Source organism: Novosphingobium fluoreni (assembly GCF_014196615.1).
Taxonomy (GTDB): domain Bacteria; phylum Pseudomonadota; class Alphaproteobacteria; order Sphingomonadales; family Sphingomonadaceae; genus Novosphingobium; species Novosphingobium fluoreni.
Map to the genome: position 1 here is coordinate 507,985 of NZ_JACIDY010000001.1, position 18,454 is coordinate 526,438.

The following is an 18,454-nucleotide window of genomic DNA, read 5'->3' on the forward strand; positions in this document are numbered from 1 at the left end:
ATGGTGCAGCTCGTCACGATCACTTCGGGCGAGCTGACCGCCCGCATAAACCCGCTTGGCGCGGAGCTTTGGTCGCTGACCGATGCGGCGGGGCGCGAATACATGACCGACGCCGATCCGGCCTTTTGGACCGGTCACGCGCCGATCCTGTTCCCGGTCATCGGCATGCTGCGCGAAGGGCGCTACCGGCTGGACGGTGAGACGTATGCGCTGTCCAAGCATGGGTTCGCCCGCCAGTCTGTGTTCGACTTGGTGGACAGCGGCACAAACTTTGCCCGCTTCCGCCTGATCGACACGGCGGAAACGCGCGAGGTCTATCCATTTCGCTTCAACCTGGACATCACGTTTCGGCTGGACGCCTCGACATTGCAGGTCATGGCCGAGGTGACGAACGCAGGCGATGCGGCGATGCCGTTCAGCTTTGGCTATCACCCGGCTTTTGCCTGGCCGCTTCCCGGCGGCGCGGCGAAGGCGGACCATCGCGTGGTTTTCGAACACGCCGAGCCCCAGCCCATCCGCCGCATCGATCCGCCCAGCGGCCTGCTGCTGCCCGAGACGTTCGACACGCCGGTCACCGGTGATACGCTTGTTCCCGATGCGGCTTTGTTCGAGGCCGATGCGCTGATCTGGGATCACATCGCCAGTCGCGCGGTTCGCTATGGCGCGCCGGGTGGGGCTTGGCTGACCGTCCGCTTTCCGGACACGCCGATGCTGGGGATTTGGCAGAAGCCCGGCGCGGCGTATCTGTGCATCGAACCGTGGCAGGGCATCGCCGATCCGGTCGGCTTCGCGGGCGATTTCCGGGACAAACCCGGTGTGGTCTCGCTGGAGCCAAGCGAGGCAAAGCGCTTTCGCATGGACGTGCAGGTCGACCCCGCCCCATGAACAGGCCTCCGCTCGTATCTCGACTTCGCTCGATGCGAACGGGTATGGCGTGTGCCAGCACGTATAATCGCAGGAGCCAGCCATGAAGACCGTCCTTGTCACCGGTGCCACTTCGGGCATTGGCGAGGCCTGCGCGCGCGCCTTTGCCGGGGCAGGCTGGCGGGTGATCGGCACCGGGCGCCGGGTGGAGCGGCTTGAGGCGCTGAAGGGCGTGCTGGGCGATGCCTTCCATCCTTGCGCCTATGACGTTCGCGATGAAGAGGCCCGCGACGCCGCGCTGGCCGCTCTGCCGCAGGAGTTCCGCGCGATCGACTGCCTGGTGAACAATGCCGGACTGGCGCTCGGCACCCAGAAGGCGCAGGAGGCCGATCTCAATGCCTGGCGCACGATGATCGACACCAATGTCACCGCGCTGGCTTCGTTGACGCACAAGCTGTTGCCCGGCCTGATCGAGCGCAAGGGCGCGGTGATCATGATCTCATCCGTCGCCGCGACGTATCCCTATGCGGGCGGCAACGTCTATGGCGGCACCAAGGCGTTCGTCCGCCAGTTCGCGCTGGGCCTGCGCTCCGACCTGGCGGGCACCGGCGTTCGCGTCTGCTCGATCGAGCCGGGCATGGTCGAGACGGAGTTCACGCTTGTGCGGACCGGCAGCCAGGAAGCCTCGGACAAGATGTATGGCGGCGCCCATCCCATGACGGGGGAGGATATCGCGCAAACCGTGCTGTGGGTCGCCAGCCTTCCGCCCCATCTCAATATCAATTCGCTGGAATTGATGCCGGTCAGCCAGTCTTTCGCCGGATTCCACGTGGCGCGGGAAGGCTAAGGCCCATTCTCACGACCGGAGGCGCGCGGAGACAAGCCGCTCCGGTTGCAGCGGCCTTCAAGCGCCCCTAAAGGCGCAAGCCATGAGTTCCCATGCATCGCGGCGCACTTTCGCCATCATTTCCCACCCGGACGCGGGCAAGACCACGCTAACCGAGAAGCTGCTGCTGCAAGGCGGCGCTATCCACTTGGCCGGACAGGTCAAGGCGCGGGGCGCGGCGCGGCGGGCCCGGTCGGACTGGATGAAGATCGAGCAGCAGCGCGGCATCTCCGTGACCAGCTCTGTCATGACGTTCGAGCGGGAGGGCATCACCTTCAACCTGCTCGATACCCCGGGCCACGAGGACTTCTCGGAAGACACCTATCGCACGCTGACCGCGGTCGATTCCGCGATCATGGTGATCGATGCGGCCAAGGGCATTGAGCCACAGACGCGCAAGCTGTTCGAGGTGTGCCGCCTGCGCTCGGTGCCGATCATCACCTTCATCAACAAGGTGGACCGAGAGGGCCGCGCCTGCTTCGACCTGATGGACGAAGTGGCCGACATGCTGGCGCTGGACGTCTGCCCGATGTCCTGGCCGGTGGGCATGGGCGGCGTGTTCCAGGGCATCTACGATATCGAAACCGGCCGCGTCAGCCGTCCCGAAGGCCCCAGCAAGGAATTCCTGGGCCATGTGGACGAAAACGTCACGCTGCCTGAGGACGTCGCCGACGAGATGGAGCTGGCGCGCGGCGGCTATCCTGAATTCGATGTTGAAGCCTATCGCGGCGGTGACCTGACGCCGGTCTATTTCGGCTCCGCGCTCAAGAACTTCGGCGTTGCCGAGCTGATCGATGCGATTGCCCGCTATGCCCCGCCGCCGCGTCCGCAGCCCAGCGAACAGGGCACGATCCTTCCCGAAAAGGACGAGGTGACGGGCTTCATCTTCAAGGTGCAGGCCAACATGGACCCGATGCACCGTGACCGGATCGCCTTCATGCGGCTGGTCTCAGGCACGTTCAAGCGCGGCATGAAGCTGACGCCATCCGGCCTTGGCAAGCCGATCGCGGTCCACTCGCCCATCCTGTTTTTCGCGCAGGATCGTGAAATCGCCGACAGCGCCGAACCGGGCGATATCATCGGCATTCCCAACCACGGCACCTTGCGGGTGGGTGATACCCTGTCCGAGCGTAACGACGTGCGCTTCACCGGCTTGCCCAACTTCGCGCCGGAAATCCTGCGGCGCGTTCAGCTGAAGGACCCGACCAAGACCAAGCAGCTGCGCAAGGCGCTGGACGACTTGTCGGAAGAGGGCGTGATCCAGGTGTTCTACCCGGAAATCGGCTCGCAGTGGATCGTGGGCGTGGTGGGGCAGCTGCAGCTGGAGGTGCTGATCTCGCGCCTGGAAGCGGAATACAAGGTGGAGGCGATGCTGGAGCCTGCGCCGTTCGATACCGCTCGCTGGCTGAAAGGCACGGATGCCGCGCTCAAGAACTTCTCGGATTTCAACAAGATGAACCTCGCGCGCGATCGCGATGGCGATCCGGTGTTCATGGCCCGCTCGGCCTGGGACGTAAGCTATCAGCAGGAGCGCAATCCCGACCTGGCATTCAGCGCGACCAAGGAGCGATAGGGCTCACTACCTCAACGCCCTCCCGTTCGTGTTTCGACTTCGCTCGACACGAACGGGGTTAGGCTGGTGCATCCAGCGCGGGCGAAGTCTCCCACGGCTGCGGTTCCGCCGGTGCACCCCCCTGCATCTCACCCCCTTGCATCTCACCAAGGCATTGGGATCGCGCCGCATCCCGGTCCGACACCAGGCGATTGCTGATGGACAGCGGCAAGGCGCAGCCCCGCTCCGGCTCGACCGGGTAATTGCGCTCGCAACCGGCGCGGGTGCTGAAAAGGTTGTCGGCGCAATCTTCGAAGGCGGCGATCTGGCGCGCATGTTGTGCGCGGCAGGCGGCGGTCCAGCGGGCCTGGTATGTCGTTGCGGCGGTGGCGACACAGGTCTGGTAGCGCTGCCGGGCCGCTTCTCGTGCCTGCAATTCGGCACGGCGCGCCTGCTCGATCTGGAGCGACCGGTCGACCGCGCGTTCCTGTCGGTCGGCGCTGCTGCTGACGGTTTCGTGGATCGCCTGCGCCGGCAGGAAGATGCCGAAGTAATAGCCCACGCCCGCCCCGGCCAGCAGCGCTCCGGCCGCCAGGCTCAGCTTCAGGACGGTATCGGCGCGGGTCGCCATGCCGCTCAATCCTGCTCGCGCGCCACTTCGCGCCAGCCGATGTCGCGGCGGCAGAAGCCTGAAGGAAAGTCGATCGCGTCGACCGCCTCGTAAGCCCGCGCCTGCGCCTCGGCCACGGTTCGGCCGGTGCCGGTGACGTTCAGCACGCGCCCGCCGTTGGCCGTCAGCACGCCATCGATGCCCAGCGTGGTGCCCGCGTGGAACACTTTGGCGCCGTTGGCCTGCGCGGCGGGAATACCGTCGATCCGGCCCCCTTTCTCGGGTGTCTCGGGATAACCGTTGGCGGCCATCACCACGGTCAGGGCCACGTCCTTGGCGAAGCGCGGCGGCTGGATCGCGCCCAGCCGATTCTGCGCGCAGGCTAGCAGCAGTTCGACCAGATCGCTTTCCAGCCGCATCATCAGCACCTGGCATTCGGGATCGCCGAAGCGGCAGTTGTATTCGATCAGCTTGGGGCCCTCACGCGTCAGCATCAGCCCGGCGTAGAGCACGCCGGAATAGGCCGAACCCTCGTTCGCCATCGCCCTGACCGTGGGCGTGAGGATGCGGGCCATCGCCTCGCCCTGCAACGCCGGCGTGAGAACCGGGGCGGGGCTGTAGGCGCCCATGCCGCCCGTATTGGGGCCGGTGTCCCCTTCGCCCAAGCGCTTGTGGTCCTGCGCGGAGCCGAACGGGACGATGGTGCTGCCATCGGTCAGCGCGAAGAAGCTGGCTTCCTCACCCTCAAGGAACTCTTCGATCACCGCTTCCGCGCCGGCCTCGCCAAAGCGACCGGAGAAGATCTCCCGCACCGCCTCTTGTGCTTCGGCCATCGTCATGGCGACGGTGACGCCTTTTCCTGCCGCCAGGCCATCGGCCTTGATCACCACGGGCGCGCCGAAGCCGTCCAGTGCCGAAAGGCCGTCCGCCTGGTTGGTGACGCGCACATAGGCGGCGGTGGGGATGCCGGCCCGCTCGCACAGATCCTTGGTGAAGCCCTTGGAGCCCTCAAGACGTGCCGCCCCCCGGCTGGGCCCGAACACGGACAGCCCCGCCCCGCGCAGCGAATCGGCCAGGCCATCCACCAGCGGCGCCTCGGGGCCGATCACGACAAGCCCGATTGCCTGCGCCTCGCAAAAGGCGATGACGGCGGCGTGATCGGTCACGTCGAGGGCGACGCAATCGGCGTGTTCGGCTATGCCCGGATTGCCCGGCGCGGCATGGAGCGCGCCACACAGCGGGGATTGCGCCAGCTTCCAGGCCAGCGCATGTTCACGGCCCCCCGAGCCTAGCAGAAGGATGTTCATGGCGCTGCCTTTCGATGACGAGGACGATGCGATCGACCGGAAAGCGCCGCTCCTAGCCAAGGCCACGCCGGGGGACAACGCCGAGCCACTGTCGATCAGCGAACTTTCCGCACGGTTGAAGCGGACGGTGGAGGATCGCTTCGGTTTCGTGCGCCTGCGCGGCGAGCTTTCGGGCGTGAAGCGCGCGGCGTCGGGCCACCTCTACTGCTGCCTCAAGGATGACAAGGCGGTGATCGACGGGGTGATGTGGAAAGGCGGTGCCCAGCGGCTCGCCTTCCGGCCCGAGGACGGGGTGGAGGTGATCGCCACCGGCAAGCTGACGACGTACCCCGGTCGCTCCAAGTACCAGATCGTCGTCGAATCGATGGAGATCGCAGGCGAGGGCGCGTTGCTGGCGTTGCTGGAGAAACTGCGCGCGCGGCTTGCCGCCGAAGGACTGTTCTCGGTCGAGCGCAAGAAGCCGCTGCCGTTCCTGCCTCGGACCATCGGCGTGGTGACATCGCCCACCGGCGCGGTGATTCGCGATATCCTGCATCGGCTGGCGGATCGTTTTCCCAGCCGCGTGCTGGTCTGGCCGGTGCTGGTGCAAGGGCAGGGCGCGGCGGAGCAAGTGGCGGCGGCAGTGCGCGGTTTCTCCGCCATGCCCGCAGTCGGCGCGGTGCCGCGTCCAGACCTTGTGATCGTGGCGCGCGGGGGCGGCTCGATCGAGGATTTGTGGTCTTTCAACGAAGAGATCGTCGTGCGCGCAGTGGCGGAATGCACGATCCCTATCATCTCGGCGGTGGGGCACGAGACGGACACCACCTTGTGCGATCACGCCGCCGACCGCCGCGCACCCACGCCCACCGCTGCGGCCGAGATGGCGGTGCCGGTGCGCGCCGAACTGGCGGCGACGCTGGCGGACCTCGCCTCGCGCAAGCGGCACTGCGCTTTGCGTCCCGTCAGCCTTGGCCGCGAGCGGCTGGAGGCGCGAGTGCGTCATCTGCCCAAGCCCGAGGCGCTGCTGGCTGCCAAGGCGCAGCGGTTGGACGAGGCCGGCGAGCGACTGCGTCGCGCGCTGCGCGAGCGAGCAGGCCAGGCCGGGGCGCGGTTGGAGGCCCAGGGCGCGCGCCTGTCGCTCCCGCTGCTGCGCCACCGGGTGGAGCGGGCGGAGGAGCGGTTGGTCCGCACGGGCCTGACGCCCCTGCTGCTGCAGCGCCGATTCGAGGCAGCGGCACGCCATTTCGCCCCGGTGGCGCGGGTGTTGCCGCAACTCGACCCCGACAAGCCGCTGCAGCGCGGTTTTGCGCGCGTCACGGATGTCTCCGGCCAAACCCTCACCAGCAAGGCCTTGGCCGAGCGCGAGACCTCGCTCGTCCTCAAGTTCCGCGACGGTGCGCTTACCGTCACGCCGGGCGACGCGCCGATCGATCCACCGCGACCGTCATCGCCGGCCCCGCCTTCCCGCCGCACCGTGCGGTCAAAGGAGGCGCAGCAGCAGCAAGGCGATTTGTTCTGAGGAAGGGCTTCTGCTAGTCGCTTGTCCATGCTGATGTCTGCCGCCGATCGCCCCGCCACCCTGCGTTATGGTCCCAACGGTTTTCGCGTGCTGAGCCCGGGCAATCATGTCCTGTGCGCGGTCACCGCCGAGAAGATCCCGCTGGACGTGTTGCGCTATTGGAGCGTGGAACGGCAGGAGGCCTACGCTTCGCCCGAAATCGCGACACGCCGGATGCTCGGGCAGGGATGAACGCCTTGCGCTTGCGTGCTGCTGCGGCCCTGACCGTGATGATGCTGGCCGCCTGCAGCAGCGGTCCGCCCGTCGCGCCATCGCCAAACAGCCCTGGCGGCGCCGAGCCGGCCACTTTGCCCGGAGACGGCGGGCCGACTTTCGTGCCGGGCCGTCCTTCCACCTTCGCCTTTGCCGGTGAGCTGACGCAGGGCGGCTGGGCCAAGGGCACGGTGCCCGCCGGAACTTACAGCCTGTCGCTGGATGGCAAGCCGGTGCCGTTCGCGGCGGACGGAACGTTCTTCGTCGCCTTCGATCGCGATGCCGCCCCGACCGCCACGTTGACCGCCGGGCTGCGCTCTGGCGAGCAGGTGGTGCGCAAGCTGGCGATCGCCCCGCGCGCCTGGCGGATTGAGCGTATCAACGTCGCCCGGCGTGAGGCGGGCCCGACCGAGGCCTACCTGGCTTTGCGCAAGCCCGAACTCGCCCAGATCGACGCCGCTCGCGCTCGCCAGACCGATGCCATGGGCTGGCGGCAGGACTTCATCCTGCCGGTCCGGGCGCGCATTTCCGGGCAGTTCGGCTCTCAGAGGATCTATCGCGGTGAACCGGCCGCCTATCATTCCGGCCTAGATCTGGCGGGCGGCGCGGGTACGGCCTTTGTCGCCCCGGCGGACGGCGTGGTGATCCTAGCCGCGACCAAGCCCTTCACGCTGGAGGGCAATTTGCTGATGATCGACCATGGCATGGGGCTGAACAGCGCCTTCCTGCATTGCTCTCAGATTCTGGTGCGCCAGGGGGAGCATGTGAAGCAGGGGCAGGTGATCGGTCGCATCGGCGCCACGGGTCGCGCGACGGGTCCGCACCTGCATTGGTCGCTCAAATGGAACGACGCGCGCATCGATCCGATTCTGCTGACCGGGCCGGCGAGGTAGGCGATTTGCTACCTCGATAGGGTTTATCCCTCCGCCACGGCTGCGGACGGGCTTGCACCCGGTGGCGACGGCCTTATCAGACCCTTTGTGCGGCGCACCATCGCTCTACTGATCCTGCTGCTTGGCGTGGCTTTGACGACGTGGGCCCGCTCCGAGCGCGTTCTGGTCGTGCCCAACGATACGCTGCATTTCACCGCCCTGAAATTGCCCCCGCCCGACAAGTTGCAAGCTCACCTCGGCCCCTTCCGCCTGGCGGGGGCGTGGGAGATGAAACTGGGGGACTATCGCTTCGGCGGGTATTCGGCCTTGCTCGCGTTGCCCGACGGGCGGTTGCTGGCGATCTCGGATTTCGGCCGCTTCCTCACTTTCATGCCGCCCGGCGGTGACCAGCGCTACACGCCCAAGCACGGCGATCTGCTGAAGGATCCGCGCAACGACAAGCGCGGCGTCGATAGCGAATCGGCAACCCGAGACCCGCGCACGGGGCAGATCTGGCTGGGGCTGGAATACCGCAACGCCTTCGTCCGCCTGGGTCCGAACTGGCGAGAGACCGGCCGCGCCGCGCCCTCCAGCATGGCGCATTGGGGCCTGAATTCCGGACCGGAGGCCATGCTGCGCCTGGCAGATGGCCGCTTCGTGGCGCTCTCCGAAGGGGCGCGCAACTGGTTCTGGCCCAGCCGGCATGATGGCGTGGTGTTCCCCGGCGACCCGGTGCGCCGCCCCGAGGCCGGGCAGCGCTTCACCTTCCAGGGCCCCACCGCGTTCGATCCCGTGGACATGAGCCAGTTGCCCGACGGGCGTGTCCTGGTGCTGATGCGCACGCTGATCTGGCCTCTGCCCGAGCGCTTCGCCGGCCGCCTTGCCATCGGCGATCCCCGGCACATCCGCGAAGGTGCCACATGGCGCGTCACGGAAGTGGCGCGGTTGGCCTCGACACTGCCGGTCGACAATTTCGAAGGCCTGGCCGTCGTGCCGCAGAAAAACGGCACGCTGATCGTCTGGCTGATCTCTGACGACAACCAGACGCGGCTGCAACGCACCCTGTTGTGGAAGCTGGTCGTCGATCCGAAGGACTTGCCGGGCTGAGGCCTAACCCCTTTCGGTTCGTTTCGATCGAAGTCGAGCTAGAGTTGCGCGAGATCAGCGTGTCTCGACTTCGCTCGACACGAACGGAGAGTGTCGCATCCTAATTCAGTCGGATAAACGCAAAAAGGCGCGCGGATCGCTCCGCACGCCTGTTGCTTCGCCGATCAGCGCCCCGCCGTGGCGGGGCAGCCGGATCAGGCGGCCTGCTTCTTCTTAAGCTCGCGCTTCACCTTGAGGGCGCGCGTGCTCAGCTTCTCGTCACCAGCCTTGAGCAGCCAGTTGTCGAGGCCGCCGTTGTGCTCAACCGAGCGCAGGCCATGCGTCGAGACGCGGAACTTGAAGCTGCGCTCCAGACCGTCCGACATCAGCGTGACGTTCTGCAGGTTAGGCAGGTAGACGCGCTTGGTCTTGTTGTTGGCGTGGCTGACGTTGCAGCCGACCTGGCGGCTCTTACCAGTCAGTTCGCAAATACGGGACATGTGTCTTCTCGCTCGAAAAAAATCGGTGCCGTGTAAAACGGGAAGGCGCGCCCTTAGCGATTCACATCGGCGGGGTCAAGTTGTGCACAGGCCTTCAAGGCGCTAGCGCATCGCCATGACCGCCAGTTGGCCCCTTCCCGAACCCATGGCTTTGGCGCTGGAACAGGCCCGCCAGGCGGCCGCAGCGGGCGAAGTGCCGATAGGCGCGGTGATCGTCAAGCAGGGCCGGGTGATCGCCACGGGCCGCAATGCGCCACGCGGGCGGCACGATCCCACCTCTCATGCCGAGATCGAAGCGATTCGCGCAGCCGCGCTGGCTCTGGGCAACGAGCGGCTGGATGGCTGCGAGCTTTGGGTGACGTTGGAGCCTTGCGCGATGTGTGCGGGCGCGATCGTCCATGCGCGCATTTCGCGGCTGTACTATGCGGCGGCCGATCCCAAGGGCGGCGCGGTGGAGCATGGCGCGCGGATATTCGATCACCCGCAATGCCTGCACCGCCCAGAAGTCTATTCGGGCATGGGGGAGGCGCAGGCGGCGGACATGCTGCGCCGGTTCTTCCAGGAGCGGCGCTAGAGCGTACCGACATTCAGCCCTGACGGCCTGCAAATGGCGGTTCCGCGCGCTTCCGGTGCTCACGGACCAAAAGTCCGCTGTGCTCCGGATCACGCGAAACTACCATTTTCGGCACGTCATCTTCTGAATGTCGATACGCCCTAGAGCCCGCGCCAGATTTTCAGCTTGGCGCCGTCAGCCGGGCCGAAATGTCCGCGGTCGCAGCGCTCGGGCAGGAAGCGGCGCGAGTAGCACAGCTGTACTTCGCGCAGCCAACCCGTGCGGCTGACCTTCACGCCAACTTGCTCTGGCTTCCACGCGGGATTGAGGCGCACGAATTCCTGCCGCAAATCTCCCGCCGTCAGGTCCTGTTTGCGCGAAAGGCGATCGGCGTCGAACCACCGGATAGAGCGCCACAGCGCATTGGCTGCGCGATAATACTGCGCGGGCGTCTTGGCCATGCAGCTGCCGTGCTTGGTCCATTCATGCGCCAGCAGGCGGGTGGAGGGCGTCATGCATAGATGGGGCCGGACATCCGCGGGTGTAGGCGCCAAGCGGGTGGCGCACCACTGTGGATAGGGGCCGCGCGATTCGGGCCAAAGGCCGTGCAGCACGAAGCCGAAGCGGCCGTCCCGCCCGGAACATTGCATGGAGGCGGTATCGCGGCTGGTCTTGCAGTAATCGGGAGACCAACTGGCAGACAGCGTATAGCCGCTGATGGGGGAAGGGCGCGGCGGCGCGTCGGCCTCGATCCGGGGGATCGGCTCGATTCGCGCAGGCGGCGCACATTGATAGGCTTGTGCGAAGGCCGGTACCGGCAGCAGTGCCGCTATGGCGAGCAGGGCCTTCATAGCGGCGTGAAATCCAGTCCGATATCGGCGGCGGGCGCGCTCTGGGTGAGACGGCCTACAGAAACGAAGGTGACGCCGGTGGCGGCGATCGGGCCGATGGTCTGCAGGTTGACGCCGCCAGACGCTTCGGTGGGCACGCGCCCAGCGACCAGAGCGACGGCCTGACGCAGCGTGTCTGGGCCCATGTTGTCGAGCAGCAGATGATCGGCTCCGGCGGCCAGCGCGGGTTCGATCTGGTCGAGGTTATCGACCTCGCAGATCACCTGGGCCACGCCCGCCGCCTTGGCGCGCGCTACGGCAGGCCCGACGCCGCCGGCGACGAGGACGTGGTTGTCCTTGATCATCGCCGCGTCCCACAGGCCCATGCGGTGATTCCTGGCCCCGCCCTGGCGCGTGGCGTACTTTTCCAGGTGGCGAAGGCCGGGGATGGTCTTGCGGGTATCCAGCAGCGTCGCATGGCCGCCCATCGCATCCACATACGTGCGGGTCATCGTGGCGATGCCGGACAAGTGCTGCACGGTGTTGAGCGCCGAACGCTCAGCGGTCAGCATGGCGCGGGCCTGCCCGCTCAGCCGCATCAGCTTGGTTCCCGGTTGCACTTGTGCGCCTTCCTCCACCAGCACCTCTACCGCCATCGCGGGATCGAGGCGGCGGAAGAACGCGGAGGCGATCGGCAGACCGGCGACGGTGATCGCATCGCGCGAGTCCATCACGCCGGAAAACCGCGCGTCGGCGTCTATCACACTCTCGGACGTGACGTCCCGCCCGCCGCCGGGTAGGCCGACGCCGAGGTCTTCATCGAGAGTGGCGGAAACGAAGGCGTCGAGGTCGAAGCCGGGGAGGGTGAAGGCTGTCATCGCCGCCGTCTTTCGCGCGGGTGGAGGGGGTTGTCGAGGGGCGATGTGCGCCAGCCCTCGTCATTCCCGCAAGTGGCGATGAGGGTTTTGCGGGGGCAGGAATGCTCATTCCCCGCTTCGCTCGAGATGAACGAGATTGAGAGGACTTGGCTTGTCCCCGTCGGCCCAGCGCGGGCAGGCCGCCTGAGCGCGTTTAGTGGACGAAGCGCGCGATCACGTCGCGGTAGCTGCGGCTGACTTTCACTTGTGCGCCCGAATCCAGCACCAGGAAGCACTCGCCATTGGTGTGCGGCTTCACCTGGCGGACCTGGTTGAGATTGACGATGGTGGAGCGATGCACGCGCTGGAACACGCGGGGATCCAGGCGGCGCTCAAGATCCTTCATCGTTTCGCGCAAGATCAGCGAATTGTCGGCGGTGCGGATGCACATATAGTCGCCAGCAGCTTCGATATGTTCGATCGAATCGACATCGATGCGGAAGATCTGCCCGCGATCCTTGATGTTGATCAGCTTTTCGTAGCGGTCCGAGCTAGGATCGGTTTCCTCGGGAATCGCATCGATCGCGTCCGGGGCGACTTCGGCGAGCACCGTCTTTAATTTTTCCGCTTCTTCAGCCGAGCGCTTCTCGGCCAGGCGGGTGCGGACGCGGGCGAGAGTGTCCGCCAGCTTGTCATCCTCGACCGGCTTCATCAGGTAATTCACCGCGTTCGCCTCGAAGGCGCGGACGGCGTGTTCCTGGTAAGCGGTGACGAAGACAAACAGCGGAGGCTCGATCTCCATCACGCCTTTCACCACGGAAAAGCCATCGAAACCAGGCATCTGGATGTCGAGGAAGACCAGGTCGGGCTTTTCCGTCTTGATCTTGCGGATAGCCTCGCGCCCGTTGGAGCAGGTATCGATGATCTCGACGTCGGTGTACTTTTCCAGGCGCAGCTGGAGCCCCTGGATCGCGAGCTTCTCGTCGTCGACGAGGATGGTACGAATGGTCATGCAGTGAAATCTCCGGCGCTGGAACGCGCGGTCCCCATCAAGGTTTCAGCTTGAACGAAGGATGACCCGCTCCGGCAGGGTGCTTGGGCGCAGTGTATCAGCGTGCGGTGGCGGTGGCGAGTTGCGGAGCCGTCGTGCCGGTGCTGGCCGACGCAGCCCGCTCGAACGGCAGTTCGATCACGACAGCAAAGCCACCCTCGGGCGGATCCATCGTTTCGAAACGGTGTTCTTCGCCATAAGCCTGGAACAGCCGGTCCCGGATGTTCGACAGCCCAACGCCGGTCGAAACCGGCTCCCCACCATCATATGTCATGCCCGACAGCCTGTTGTCGGTGGTGGAGGTTTGCAAGCCCGGGCCCGTATCCGAGACGACGATGCGAAGCGTCGAGCCGATGAGTTGCGTGGAGATGGTGATCTCCGCCCCGCTTTCCTGCTGGCTGACGGCATACTTGATCGCGTTTTCGACCAGGGGCTGCAGCAGCAGCGAAGGCAGCAGGCCCTCCTGCGTTTCCGGCGCGATATCGAACGTGGTGCGCAGCCGCTCTTCGAAGCGCATCAGTTCGATGCCCAGGTACAGCTTAAGCGTCTCCACCTCCTGCTCCACCGTGACGCGGGCGGAAGGCTTGTTGATCAGGGTGTAGCGCAGGAACGAGGATAGGCGGCTGAGCATCGCGTTCGCCGGCTCGGTCTGCTTGAGCAGCACCAGCGTCGAGATCGAATTGAGCGTATTGAACAGAAAGTGCGGGTTCAACTGATAGCGCAGCATGGCCAGCTGCGCCTGCGTGGCCTGGTTTTCCAGCCGCAGCAGCTGGTCGTTCTGCTCTTCCACGGTGAGGTAGAAGTTGATGGCGTAGTACAGCGCGGACCAGGCCCCCAGCAGCGTGGCGTCATAATAGAAGTACCCGATGAACAACTGGGCGAAGCTTGCCTGCGCCTCTGCACGGTAGAGCCAGATCACCCAGGCATCGACGAAGGCGTAGAGCCCCACCGCGATCGGGATCGCCAGTACGGTGACGCCCCAGGTGACGATCGGGCGCTGCGGGATAAGCGCGCGGAAGATCACGGCCAGCACCAGCGAGATCGAAAACCCCGTCATCGTGCCGATCAGCACGATCACCAGGAAGGTCAGCGGTTGATCGTTGGCGATCGCGGACATCGCGCGCAGCAGCATCGCGCCCGCCCAGCCCACCGCTTGCAAGCGCCAGAAAGCCTGGTTCTTGTTGGCGAAAAACGGGATCGGCTTGATGGGTAGGACGGCCATTGTACCGATTCGTAGCGCAAAAGCGCGGTCGCGGGAATCCTTTGGGTTCAGCGCCGGGACAAGAGGGCAGCGGCGTTAGCTTGGCCGCGCGGCCTTGACCGCCTCTGCCAGCTTGTCGAAGCCGACCGCGCCGGAGATCAGCTGATCGCCCGCCACCCAGCTGGGCGTGCCGCCAAAGCCCAGCTTCTGCGCCAGTGCCAGGTTGCGTTGCAGCTCCTGCGCCACGGGCGCGCTGGCGGCCACCTTCCGGGCCCGGGCAAGGTCCAGTCCGGAAGCGCGTGCCGCTGCGTCGATCGCGGCAGAATCAAGCTGGCCGGCGGCGAACATCGCCTGATGGAATTGCGCGTATCTGCCCTGCTCGGCTGCGGCGAGCGCCATCTTGGCGGCAGGCGCGCTTTGCGGGCTGATGATCGGCAGTTCGCGCACCACCACGCGCAAGTCCGGGTTAGCCTTCACCAGCGCATCCAGATCGCCCAGAGACTTGCGGCAGAAGCCGCAGGCATAGTCGGTGAATTCCACCAGGGTGACAGAGCCGCGCGGATTGCCCAGCACCGCGCCGGGAAAGGGCTGGTTCACTGGCGCCCGCACCGCGGCCAATTGCCCGCGGTTCTGATTGCGCTGCAGATTCTCCATCGCCTCGGGCAGGATTTCGGGATGTTCGAGGATGTAGGAGCGCACGATTCGCTCCACCGCCGCCTTGTCCGAAGCGGGGGCCAGTTGGCGATGGGCGAACCAGCCGCCGACCCCGGCCACCGCCATCAGCGCGATGATTAAGGCGATACGCCCGCTGCCCGAGGGCGAATCCTTTCGTGTGGTCATCGCGGCGGACTACTTGCCTTTGCGGCTACGCTCAATCTCGGCGCGGGCCTGGAACTCGATATCCTGCGCGCGCAGCCAGTCGGGCGAGTTCTCGGGCAGGCCCATTTCAGCCGCCCGCGCGCTGGCCAGCGCTTCGGCCATGCGCCCGTTCAGCACCTGCTGCTCGGCGCTGGCGAGCCGGGCGCGCGGAATGTCGCCCTGGTTGGCGTAGATGACACCCAGCTGGTACCAGGCGAACGGGTTCTCCCGATCGCGCGCCACCGCCGCTTTCAGCACCTGCTGCGCCTCGGCGAAGTTTTTCCGGTCCTCCGTGGCGATCAGGGCGTGGCCGAACAGCGTGGCGATCAGCGGCTGATTGCCGGTCAGCTCCACCGCGCGGCGCAGCGAGGCGAGCGCTTCGGCAGGCTTGCCGGCCTCCAGCAGGATCTGGCCTTTCAGTTCCAGGAAATAGGGATCATTGGGCGCGGTCATCAGCAGGGCATCCGCCTCTGCCGTGGCTCGATCGAGCTGCGAATCTTTGTGATAGGCATAGGCCCGGGCATAGTGGGCGGGCACCGAACTGTCGGTCAGCGGATAGGCGCGCAGCGTGTCCTTGGGCTCGGCCAGGAAGCCGTAGAGCTTGGCCTTCACGCGGGTGAAACGCTCTTCGATCCGGGGGTCGCTGGGCTTGTTCCACGCCGGATCGGCCTGATAGGTATCGGTCAGCGTGGCGATGCGATCCGCCGTCATCGGGTGCGAGCTGTAGAACTCGTCTCCTGCCGCCGGGCGGTAGCCGTGGCGGAACTCCAGGCTCTGCAGCTTCTGGAAGAATTCGATCGAGCCCTTGCCGGTGATCCCGGCCTTGGACAGATAGCTGGCGCCGGCGGCATCGGCGCTGGCCTCTTGAGAGCGGTTGTAGGCCAGGAACTTGCCCATCGCCGCCTGCTGGCCCGCCATCAGCACGCCCATCGCCGCTTCGCCCCCGCCGGCCGCCGCCGCCGCCGCGCCCAGCAGCAGCGAAAGCAGGCTGATGTTGGTCGCCGCCTTGCCGCCCACGTTCAGCACGGCGTGGCCGCCGGTGACGTGCCCCAGTTCGTGCGCGATCACGCCTTGCACCTGATTGGCCGAGTTCGCCTCGTTGATCAGGCCCGAGTTGACGTAGACCGCCTGCCCGCCCGCGACGAAGGCGTTCACATCGGGATCGTTGACCAGCACGATATCGACGTTCTTGGGATCCAGCCCGGTCGCCGCGATGATCGGGCGCGACATGTCGCGGAACAGGGCCTCCGTCTCGGCATCGCGCAGGATCGATTGCGCCGCTGCCGGAACGGACAGCAGCAGCGACAGGAAGGCGAGGAGATAGGCGGGAAGCCGGGAGAAATGCATGGGCCGGAACGCAAGCATGGCCGCCGTGAACCGGCGCTGAAGCGGGGATATCGTCACCGCCCGATCATGCCCGTCCCGAACGCAGCCGTCGAGCGTCCGATCAGGCAGGCGCTTCAGTGGGCGAGAAGACGCCGCGCGGCGCGGGCGATGACGCGGGGCTCTTCCGAAACTTCACCGATGATCGACATGCCACGGTCCGAATCGCGCCGAGCGAGCAGCAGGGTGAACTCGGTGCCATCGGTGGAGATCGCCGACAGCGGAATGCTGGGTGCGCAGCGCAGCCGTTCGTAAAGCGCGCGGTGGTTTTCCGCCTGATCGCCGGTGTCTTCGCCGCCCTCATCGGTCCAGCGCCGCGTATGGGCACGTACGGCCGGATAAGCCCGAGGATCGAGGTGGGAAGCGATCTCGTCCTGCAATGCGGCGGCGCTGCTTGTCTCCAGCACTTCCTTCCAGTTGATCACGCACAGCACGCGATCGATCGTAATGTCGTCGGTCGAGAAGGGCAGGAGAATGCCGCGATAGAGGATGGTGGCGCCCTGGCCGTTGACGAATTCCGCCTCGAACCCGACCGGGGCTTCGCTGCACAGGACCTGGCCATGATGGCCGGCCAGGCGCGACAGCAGGGAATGCTCCGGTGCGTCGCTCAAGGTAGCGGGGATTTCACCGTTGCAGTCGGCTGCCAGGGCCGCGCCGCAATGGAGAACGCCGGGATCGGCCGCCTTGTCGGCAATATCAAGCAGCGCGGCGTAGGGCGCGAATTCGGGCAGGGCATCGGGCTTGAGGTCGCCCGTCGCGGGAAAGCGCCGATCCGCCAGCAGCGAGGCCCAGAAGTTGTAGGCGCGAACTTGCAGCCGCCGCTCCGCCTGGCCGATCGCGACCGGCGGCAATTCATCCGCCGCGTCATCTTCGTCCAGCGATTCGTCGCCGTTCCGATCCGTCCACTGGCCCCGCAAGCTATCCATGCCGTTATCCTACGTCCTGATCGGACAACGCGTTCTGCAGGGACATGGTGAACAATCGGTAAAGGTGCGCATTTGCGCGCGGTCAGGTTTTGACGACGCCCTCTCCGGGCTTGGGCAAAGGCGCTGTCACCCGCAACACCAGGAACGAGACGATCAGGAAGACCGAGCCCGAGTGCAGCGTGAAGGGCAGGCCCCGCCAATCGGCCAGCGCACCCCAGGCCCACGAGCCGATCGCCATGCCGCCGAAGGTGACGGCCTGATAGATCGACAGGCACCGGCCCAGGATCGCATCGGGAGAGCGCATCTGCACCGCCGTGTTCAGGCTAGTCAGGATCATCACCCAACCCACCCCTGCGCCAAACGCCGCGGGCAGCGCGAGCCAAACCTCATGCACCTCGGCCAGCAGCGACATCACGCAGACGAACAGCAGGGAGCCGACCGCCAGGATCCCCTCCAGGTGCAGCTTGCGGCGCAAGGGGCCTACAAAGGGCGCAGCCGCGATCGAGCCGATGCCGAACAGGCCCAGCAGCAGCCCGAATTGCGTCTCGTTACCATGCAACTGGTCGCTCACGATCGTGGGCAGCAGCGCCTGATACGCGGAAAGGCCGATGCCCAGCGCCAGGCCGCGCGTCAGGATGCGGCGCAGCGGCTGCGATCCAATGCAATAGCTCAGCCCCGCGCGCACCGCCGGAATGATCGGCCGCCGATCGATCTGGCGCGGTGCGGGCCGCCACCACAGCAGCACGCCGATAAGGCCGATATAGCTCACCGCGTTGATCAGGAACGCGAAGGGCGGCCCCCAGATCGACAGCAGCACACCGCCGACCGCCGGGCCGACGCTGCGGGCGATATTGAACGAGATCGAATTGAGCGCGATCGCCTGCGGCAATTGCGAAGGGTCCACCTGCTGGCGAACCGAGGCTTGCCATGCGGGTGAATTCAGCGCTGTGCCGATACCCACGGAGAGCGTGAACGCCAGCAGCAGCACCGGGTTGATCCACCCGGCATAGGTCATCGCTGCCAGCGCGCTGGATACTACCAGCATGCCGATCTGCGCCGCCAGCATCACTTGCCGCCGATCGTAATTGTCTGCGATCGCACCGGCAAACACGCCCAGCAGCAGGATCGGCACGGTAGCCGAGGACTGCACCAGCGCAACCAGCTGATGCGACGTGGTCAGTTCCGTCATCATCCAGGCCGCCGCGATCGACTGCATCGTCGCGCCGACGTTGGAGAACAAGTTGGCGATCCAGATGGCCCGGAACACGGGGTAGCGGAAGGGAGAAAAGGTGCCGGTGCCAGGGCGCGGATGCCCGCTGGGTTCCAAGACCTTGCTGGTCAGAGAGGGGTCCGCATCCGCCACCAGAC

The 18,454-nt window shown here is 66.1% G+C and carries 19 protein-coding genes; 8 read left to right on the forward strand and 11 right to left on the reverse strand.

The window, feature by feature from the left end; all coding sequences use genetic code 11:
- From GGR39_RS02495 to GGR39_RS02505, 3 genes are all read left to right on the forward strand, one after another.
- Complete coding sequence (locus tag GGR39_RS02495; RefSeq protein ID WP_183615719.1) at nucleotides 1-885, forward strand: aldose 1-epimerase family protein; 885 nt, start codon at nucleotides 1-3, stop codon at nucleotides 883-885.
- 82 nt (nucleotides 886-967) lie between these two features.
- On the forward strand, nucleotides 968-1,711 hold the full coding sequence (locus tag GGR39_RS02500; RefSeq protein WP_183615720.1) for an SDR family NAD(P)-dependent oxidoreductase: 744 nt from the start codon (nucleotides 968-970) through the stop codon (nucleotides 1,709-1,711).
- An 82-nt stretch (nucleotides 1,712-1,793) separates the two neighbouring features.
- Nucleotides 1,794-3,323, forward strand: a complete 1,530-nt coding sequence (locus GGR39_RS02505) for a peptide chain release factor 3 (protein WP_183615721.1) — start codon at nucleotides 1,794-1,796, stop codon at nucleotides 3,321-3,323.
- A 58-nt stretch (nucleotides 3,324-3,381) separates the two neighbouring features.
- On the opposite strand, the gene GGR39_RS02510 is transcribed toward GGR39_RS02505, so the two are convergent.
- Together GGR39_RS02510 and purD are read right to left on the reverse strand one after the other, a co-directional pair.
- Nucleotides 3,382-3,933, reverse strand: coding sequence for a hypothetical protein (locus GGR39_RS02510; RefSeq protein WP_183615722.1), 552 nt, complete (start codon nucleotides 3,931-3,933; stop codon nucleotides 3,382-3,384).
- A 5-nt stretch (nucleotides 3,934-3,938) separates the two neighbouring features.
- Nucleotides 3,939-5,219: a phosphoribosylamine--glycine ligase gene (gene purD / locus GGR39_RS02515; protein WP_183615723.1), complete on the reverse strand. Its 1,281-nt coding sequence runs from the start codon at nucleotides 5,217-5,219 to the stop codon at nucleotides 3,939-3,941.
- Here purD and xseA point away from each other — a divergent pair.
- The 4 genes from xseA (at nucleotide 5,218) to GGR39_RS02535 (ending at nucleotide 8,948) form a co-directional block, all read left to right on the forward strand.
- Nucleotides 5,218-6,717: an exodeoxyribonuclease VII large subunit gene (xseA, locus tag GGR39_RS02520; RefSeq protein WP_183615724.1), complete on the forward strand. Its 1,500-nt coding sequence runs from the start codon at nucleotides 5,218-5,220 to the stop codon at nucleotides 6,715-6,717. The genes purD and xseA overlap by 2 nt on opposite strands.
- Before the next feature lie 27 nt (nucleotides 6,718-6,744).
- Nucleotides 6,745-6,948, forward strand: a complete 204-nt coding sequence (locus GGR39_RS02525) for a DUF2093 domain-containing protein (protein WP_058735564.1) — start codon at nucleotides 6,745-6,747, stop codon at nucleotides 6,946-6,948.
- Complete coding sequence (locus GGR39_RS02530; protein WP_183615725.1) at nucleotides 6,945-7,862, forward strand: M23 family metallopeptidase; 918 nt, start codon at nucleotides 6,945-6,947, stop codon at nucleotides 7,860-7,862. The genes GGR39_RS02525 and GGR39_RS02530 overlap by 4 nt, the downstream gene beginning before the upstream one ends.
- Before the next feature lie 87 nt (nucleotides 7,863-7,949).
- Complete coding sequence (locus GGR39_RS02535; protein WP_183615726.1) at nucleotides 7,950-8,948, forward strand: esterase-like activity of phytase family protein; 999 nt, start codon at nucleotides 7,950-7,952, stop codon at nucleotides 8,946-8,948.
- Between the two features lie 194 nt (nucleotides 8,949-9,142).
- Here the strand turns inward: GGR39_RS02535 and rpmB are convergent, their stop codons facing one another.
- Complete coding sequence (rpmB, locus tag GGR39_RS02540) at nucleotides 9,143-9,427, reverse strand: 50S ribosomal protein L28 (RefSeq protein WP_183615727.1); 285 nt, start codon at nucleotides 9,425-9,427, stop codon at nucleotides 9,143-9,145.
- 115 nt (nucleotides 9,428-9,542) lie between these two features.
- Here rpmB and GGR39_RS02545 point away from each other — a divergent pair, with 115 nt between their 5' ends.
- Nucleotides 9,543-10,001, forward strand: coding sequence for a nucleoside deaminase (locus GGR39_RS02545; RefSeq protein WP_246388192.1), 459 nt, complete (start codon nucleotides 9,543-9,545; stop codon nucleotides 9,999-10,001).
- A 140-nt stretch (nucleotides 10,002-10,141) separates the two neighbouring features.
- Here GGR39_RS02545 and GGR39_RS02550 read toward each other — a convergent pair whose 3' ends face one another.
- The 8 genes from GGR39_RS02550 to GGR39_RS02585 all read right to left on the reverse strand — a co-directional run bounded on the left by GGR39_RS02550 (nucleotide 10,142) and on the right by GGR39_RS02585 (nucleotide 18,449).
- Nucleotides 10,142-10,831, reverse strand: coding sequence for a ribonuclease T2 family protein (locus GGR39_RS02550; protein WP_183615729.1), 690 nt, complete (start codon nucleotides 10,829-10,831; stop codon nucleotides 10,142-10,144).
- Entirely contained in the window at nucleotides 10,828-11,688 is an 861-nt protein-coding gene (gene nadC, locus GGR39_RS02555) for a carboxylating nicotinate-nucleotide diphosphorylase (protein WP_183615730.1), read from the reverse strand. The genes GGR39_RS02550 and nadC overlap by 4 nt, the downstream gene beginning before the upstream one ends.
- Before the next feature lie 193 nt (nucleotides 11,689-11,881).
- Nucleotides 11,882-12,679 carry a LytR/AlgR family response regulator transcription factor gene (locus tag GGR39_RS02560; RefSeq protein ID WP_058735557.1) on the reverse strand — a complete coding sequence of 266 codons (798 nt, stop codon included), beginning with the start codon at nucleotides 12,677-12,679 and terminating at the stop codon, nucleotides 11,882-11,884.
- Nucleotides 12,680-12,776: 97 nt separating this feature from the next.
- Nucleotides 12,777-13,940, reverse strand: coding sequence for a sensor histidine kinase (locus GGR39_RS02565; RefSeq protein ID WP_183615731.1), 1,164 nt, complete (start codon nucleotides 13,938-13,940; stop codon nucleotides 12,777-12,779).
- Between the two features lie 75 nt (nucleotides 13,941-14,015).
- The gene (locus GGR39_RS02570; RefSeq protein ID WP_246388193.1) at nucleotides 14,016-14,759 is read right to left on the reverse strand and encodes a DsbA family protein; all 744 of its coding nucleotides are present in this window, start codon (nucleotides 14,757-14,759) and stop codon (nucleotides 14,016-14,018) included.
- Nucleotides 14,760-14,768: 9 nt separating this feature from the next.
- On the reverse strand, nucleotides 14,769-16,142 hold the full coding sequence (locus tag GGR39_RS02575; RefSeq protein ID WP_425490577.1) for a M48 family metalloprotease: 1,374 nt from the start codon (nucleotides 16,140-16,142) through the stop codon (nucleotides 14,769-14,771).
- A gap of 95 nt (nucleotides 16,143-16,237) precedes the next feature.
- Nucleotides 16,238-17,086, reverse strand: a complete 849-nt coding sequence (locus GGR39_RS02580) for a PAS domain-containing protein (RefSeq protein WP_183615733.1) — start codon at nucleotides 17,084-17,086, stop codon at nucleotides 16,238-16,240.
- Between the two features lie 82 nt (nucleotides 17,087-17,168).
- Nucleotides 17,169-18,449 (reverse strand): MFS transporter, encoded by a 1,281-nt coding sequence (locus tag GGR39_RS02585; RefSeq protein WP_193753217.1) that lies wholly within the window; start codon nucleotides 18,447-18,449, stop codon nucleotides 17,169-17,171.
- Nucleotides 18,450-18,454: the final 5 nt, after the last annotated feature.

What these genes read in the sequence shown, in the direction of transcription:
- xseA (WP_183615724.1), top strand. Translation starts at nt 5,218, where the DNA reads ATGGCGCTGCCTTTCGATGACGAGGACGATGCGATCGACCGGAAAGCG.
- purD (WP_183615723.1), bottom strand. Translation starts at nt 5,219, where the DNA reads ATGAACATCCTTCTGCTAGGCTCGGGGGGCCGTGAACATGCGCTGGCC.
- GGR39_RS02545 (WP_246388192.1), top strand. Translation starts at nt 9,543, where the DNA reads ATGACCGCCAGTTGGCCCCTTCCCGAACCCATGGCTTTGGCGCTGGAA.
- GGR39_RS02525 (WP_058735564.1), top strand. Translation starts at nt 6,745, where the DNA reads ATGCTGATGTCTGCCGCCGATCGCCCCGCCACCCTGCGTTATGGTCCC.
- GGR39_RS02510 (WP_183615722.1), bottom strand. Translation starts at nt 3,933, where the DNA reads ATGGCGACCCGCGCCGATACCGTCCTGAAGCTGAGCCTGGCGGCCGGA.
- GGR39_RS02500 (WP_183615720.1), top strand. Translation starts at nt 968, where the DNA reads ATGAAGACCGTCCTTGTCACCGGTGCCACTTCGGGCATTGGCGAGGCC.
- GGR39_RS02530 (WP_183615725.1), top strand. Translation starts at nt 6,945, where the DNA reads ATGAACGCCTTGCGCTTGCGTGCTGCTGCGGCCCTGACCGTGATGATG.
- GGR39_RS02560 (WP_058735557.1), bottom strand. Translation starts at nt 12,679, where the DNA reads ATGACCATTCGTACCATCCTCGTCGACGACGAGAAGCTCGCGATCCAG.
- GGR39_RS02575 (WP_425490577.1), bottom strand. Translation starts at nt 16,142, where the DNA reads ATGCTTGCGTTCCGGCCCATGCATTTCTCCCGGCTTCCCGCCTATCTC.
- GGR39_RS02495 (WP_183615719.1), top strand. Translation starts at nt 1, where the DNA reads ATGGTGCAGCTCGTCACGATCACTTCGGGCGAGCTGACCGCCCGCATA.
- GGR39_RS02570 (WP_246388193.1), bottom strand. Translation starts at nt 14,759, where the DNA reads ATGACCACACGAAAGGATTCGCCCTCGGGCAGCGGGCGTATCGCCTTA.
- rpmB (WP_183615727.1), bottom strand. Translation starts at nt 9,427, where the DNA reads ATGTCCCGTATTTGCGAACTGACTGGTAAGAGCCGCCAGGTCGGCTGC.
- nadC (WP_183615730.1), bottom strand. Translation starts at nt 11,688, where the DNA reads ATGACAGCCTTCACCCTCCCCGGCTTCGACCTCGACGCCTTCGTTTCC.
- GGR39_RS02505 (WP_183615721.1), top strand. Translation starts at nt 1,794, where the DNA reads ATGAGTTCCCATGCATCGCGGCGCACTTTCGCCATCATTTCCCACCCG.
- GGR39_RS02565 (WP_183615731.1), bottom strand. Translation starts at nt 13,940, where the DNA reads ATGGCCGTCCTACCCATCAAGCCGATCCCGTTTTTCGCCAACAAGAAC.
- GGR39_RS02550 (WP_183615729.1), bottom strand. Translation starts at nt 10,831, where the DNA reads ATGAAGGCCCTGCTCGCCATAGCGGCACTGCTGCCGGTACCGGCCTTC.
- GGR39_RS02580 (WP_183615733.1), bottom strand. Translation starts at nt 17,086, where the DNA reads ATGGATAGCTTGCGGGGCCAGTGGACGGATCGGAACGGCGACGAATCG.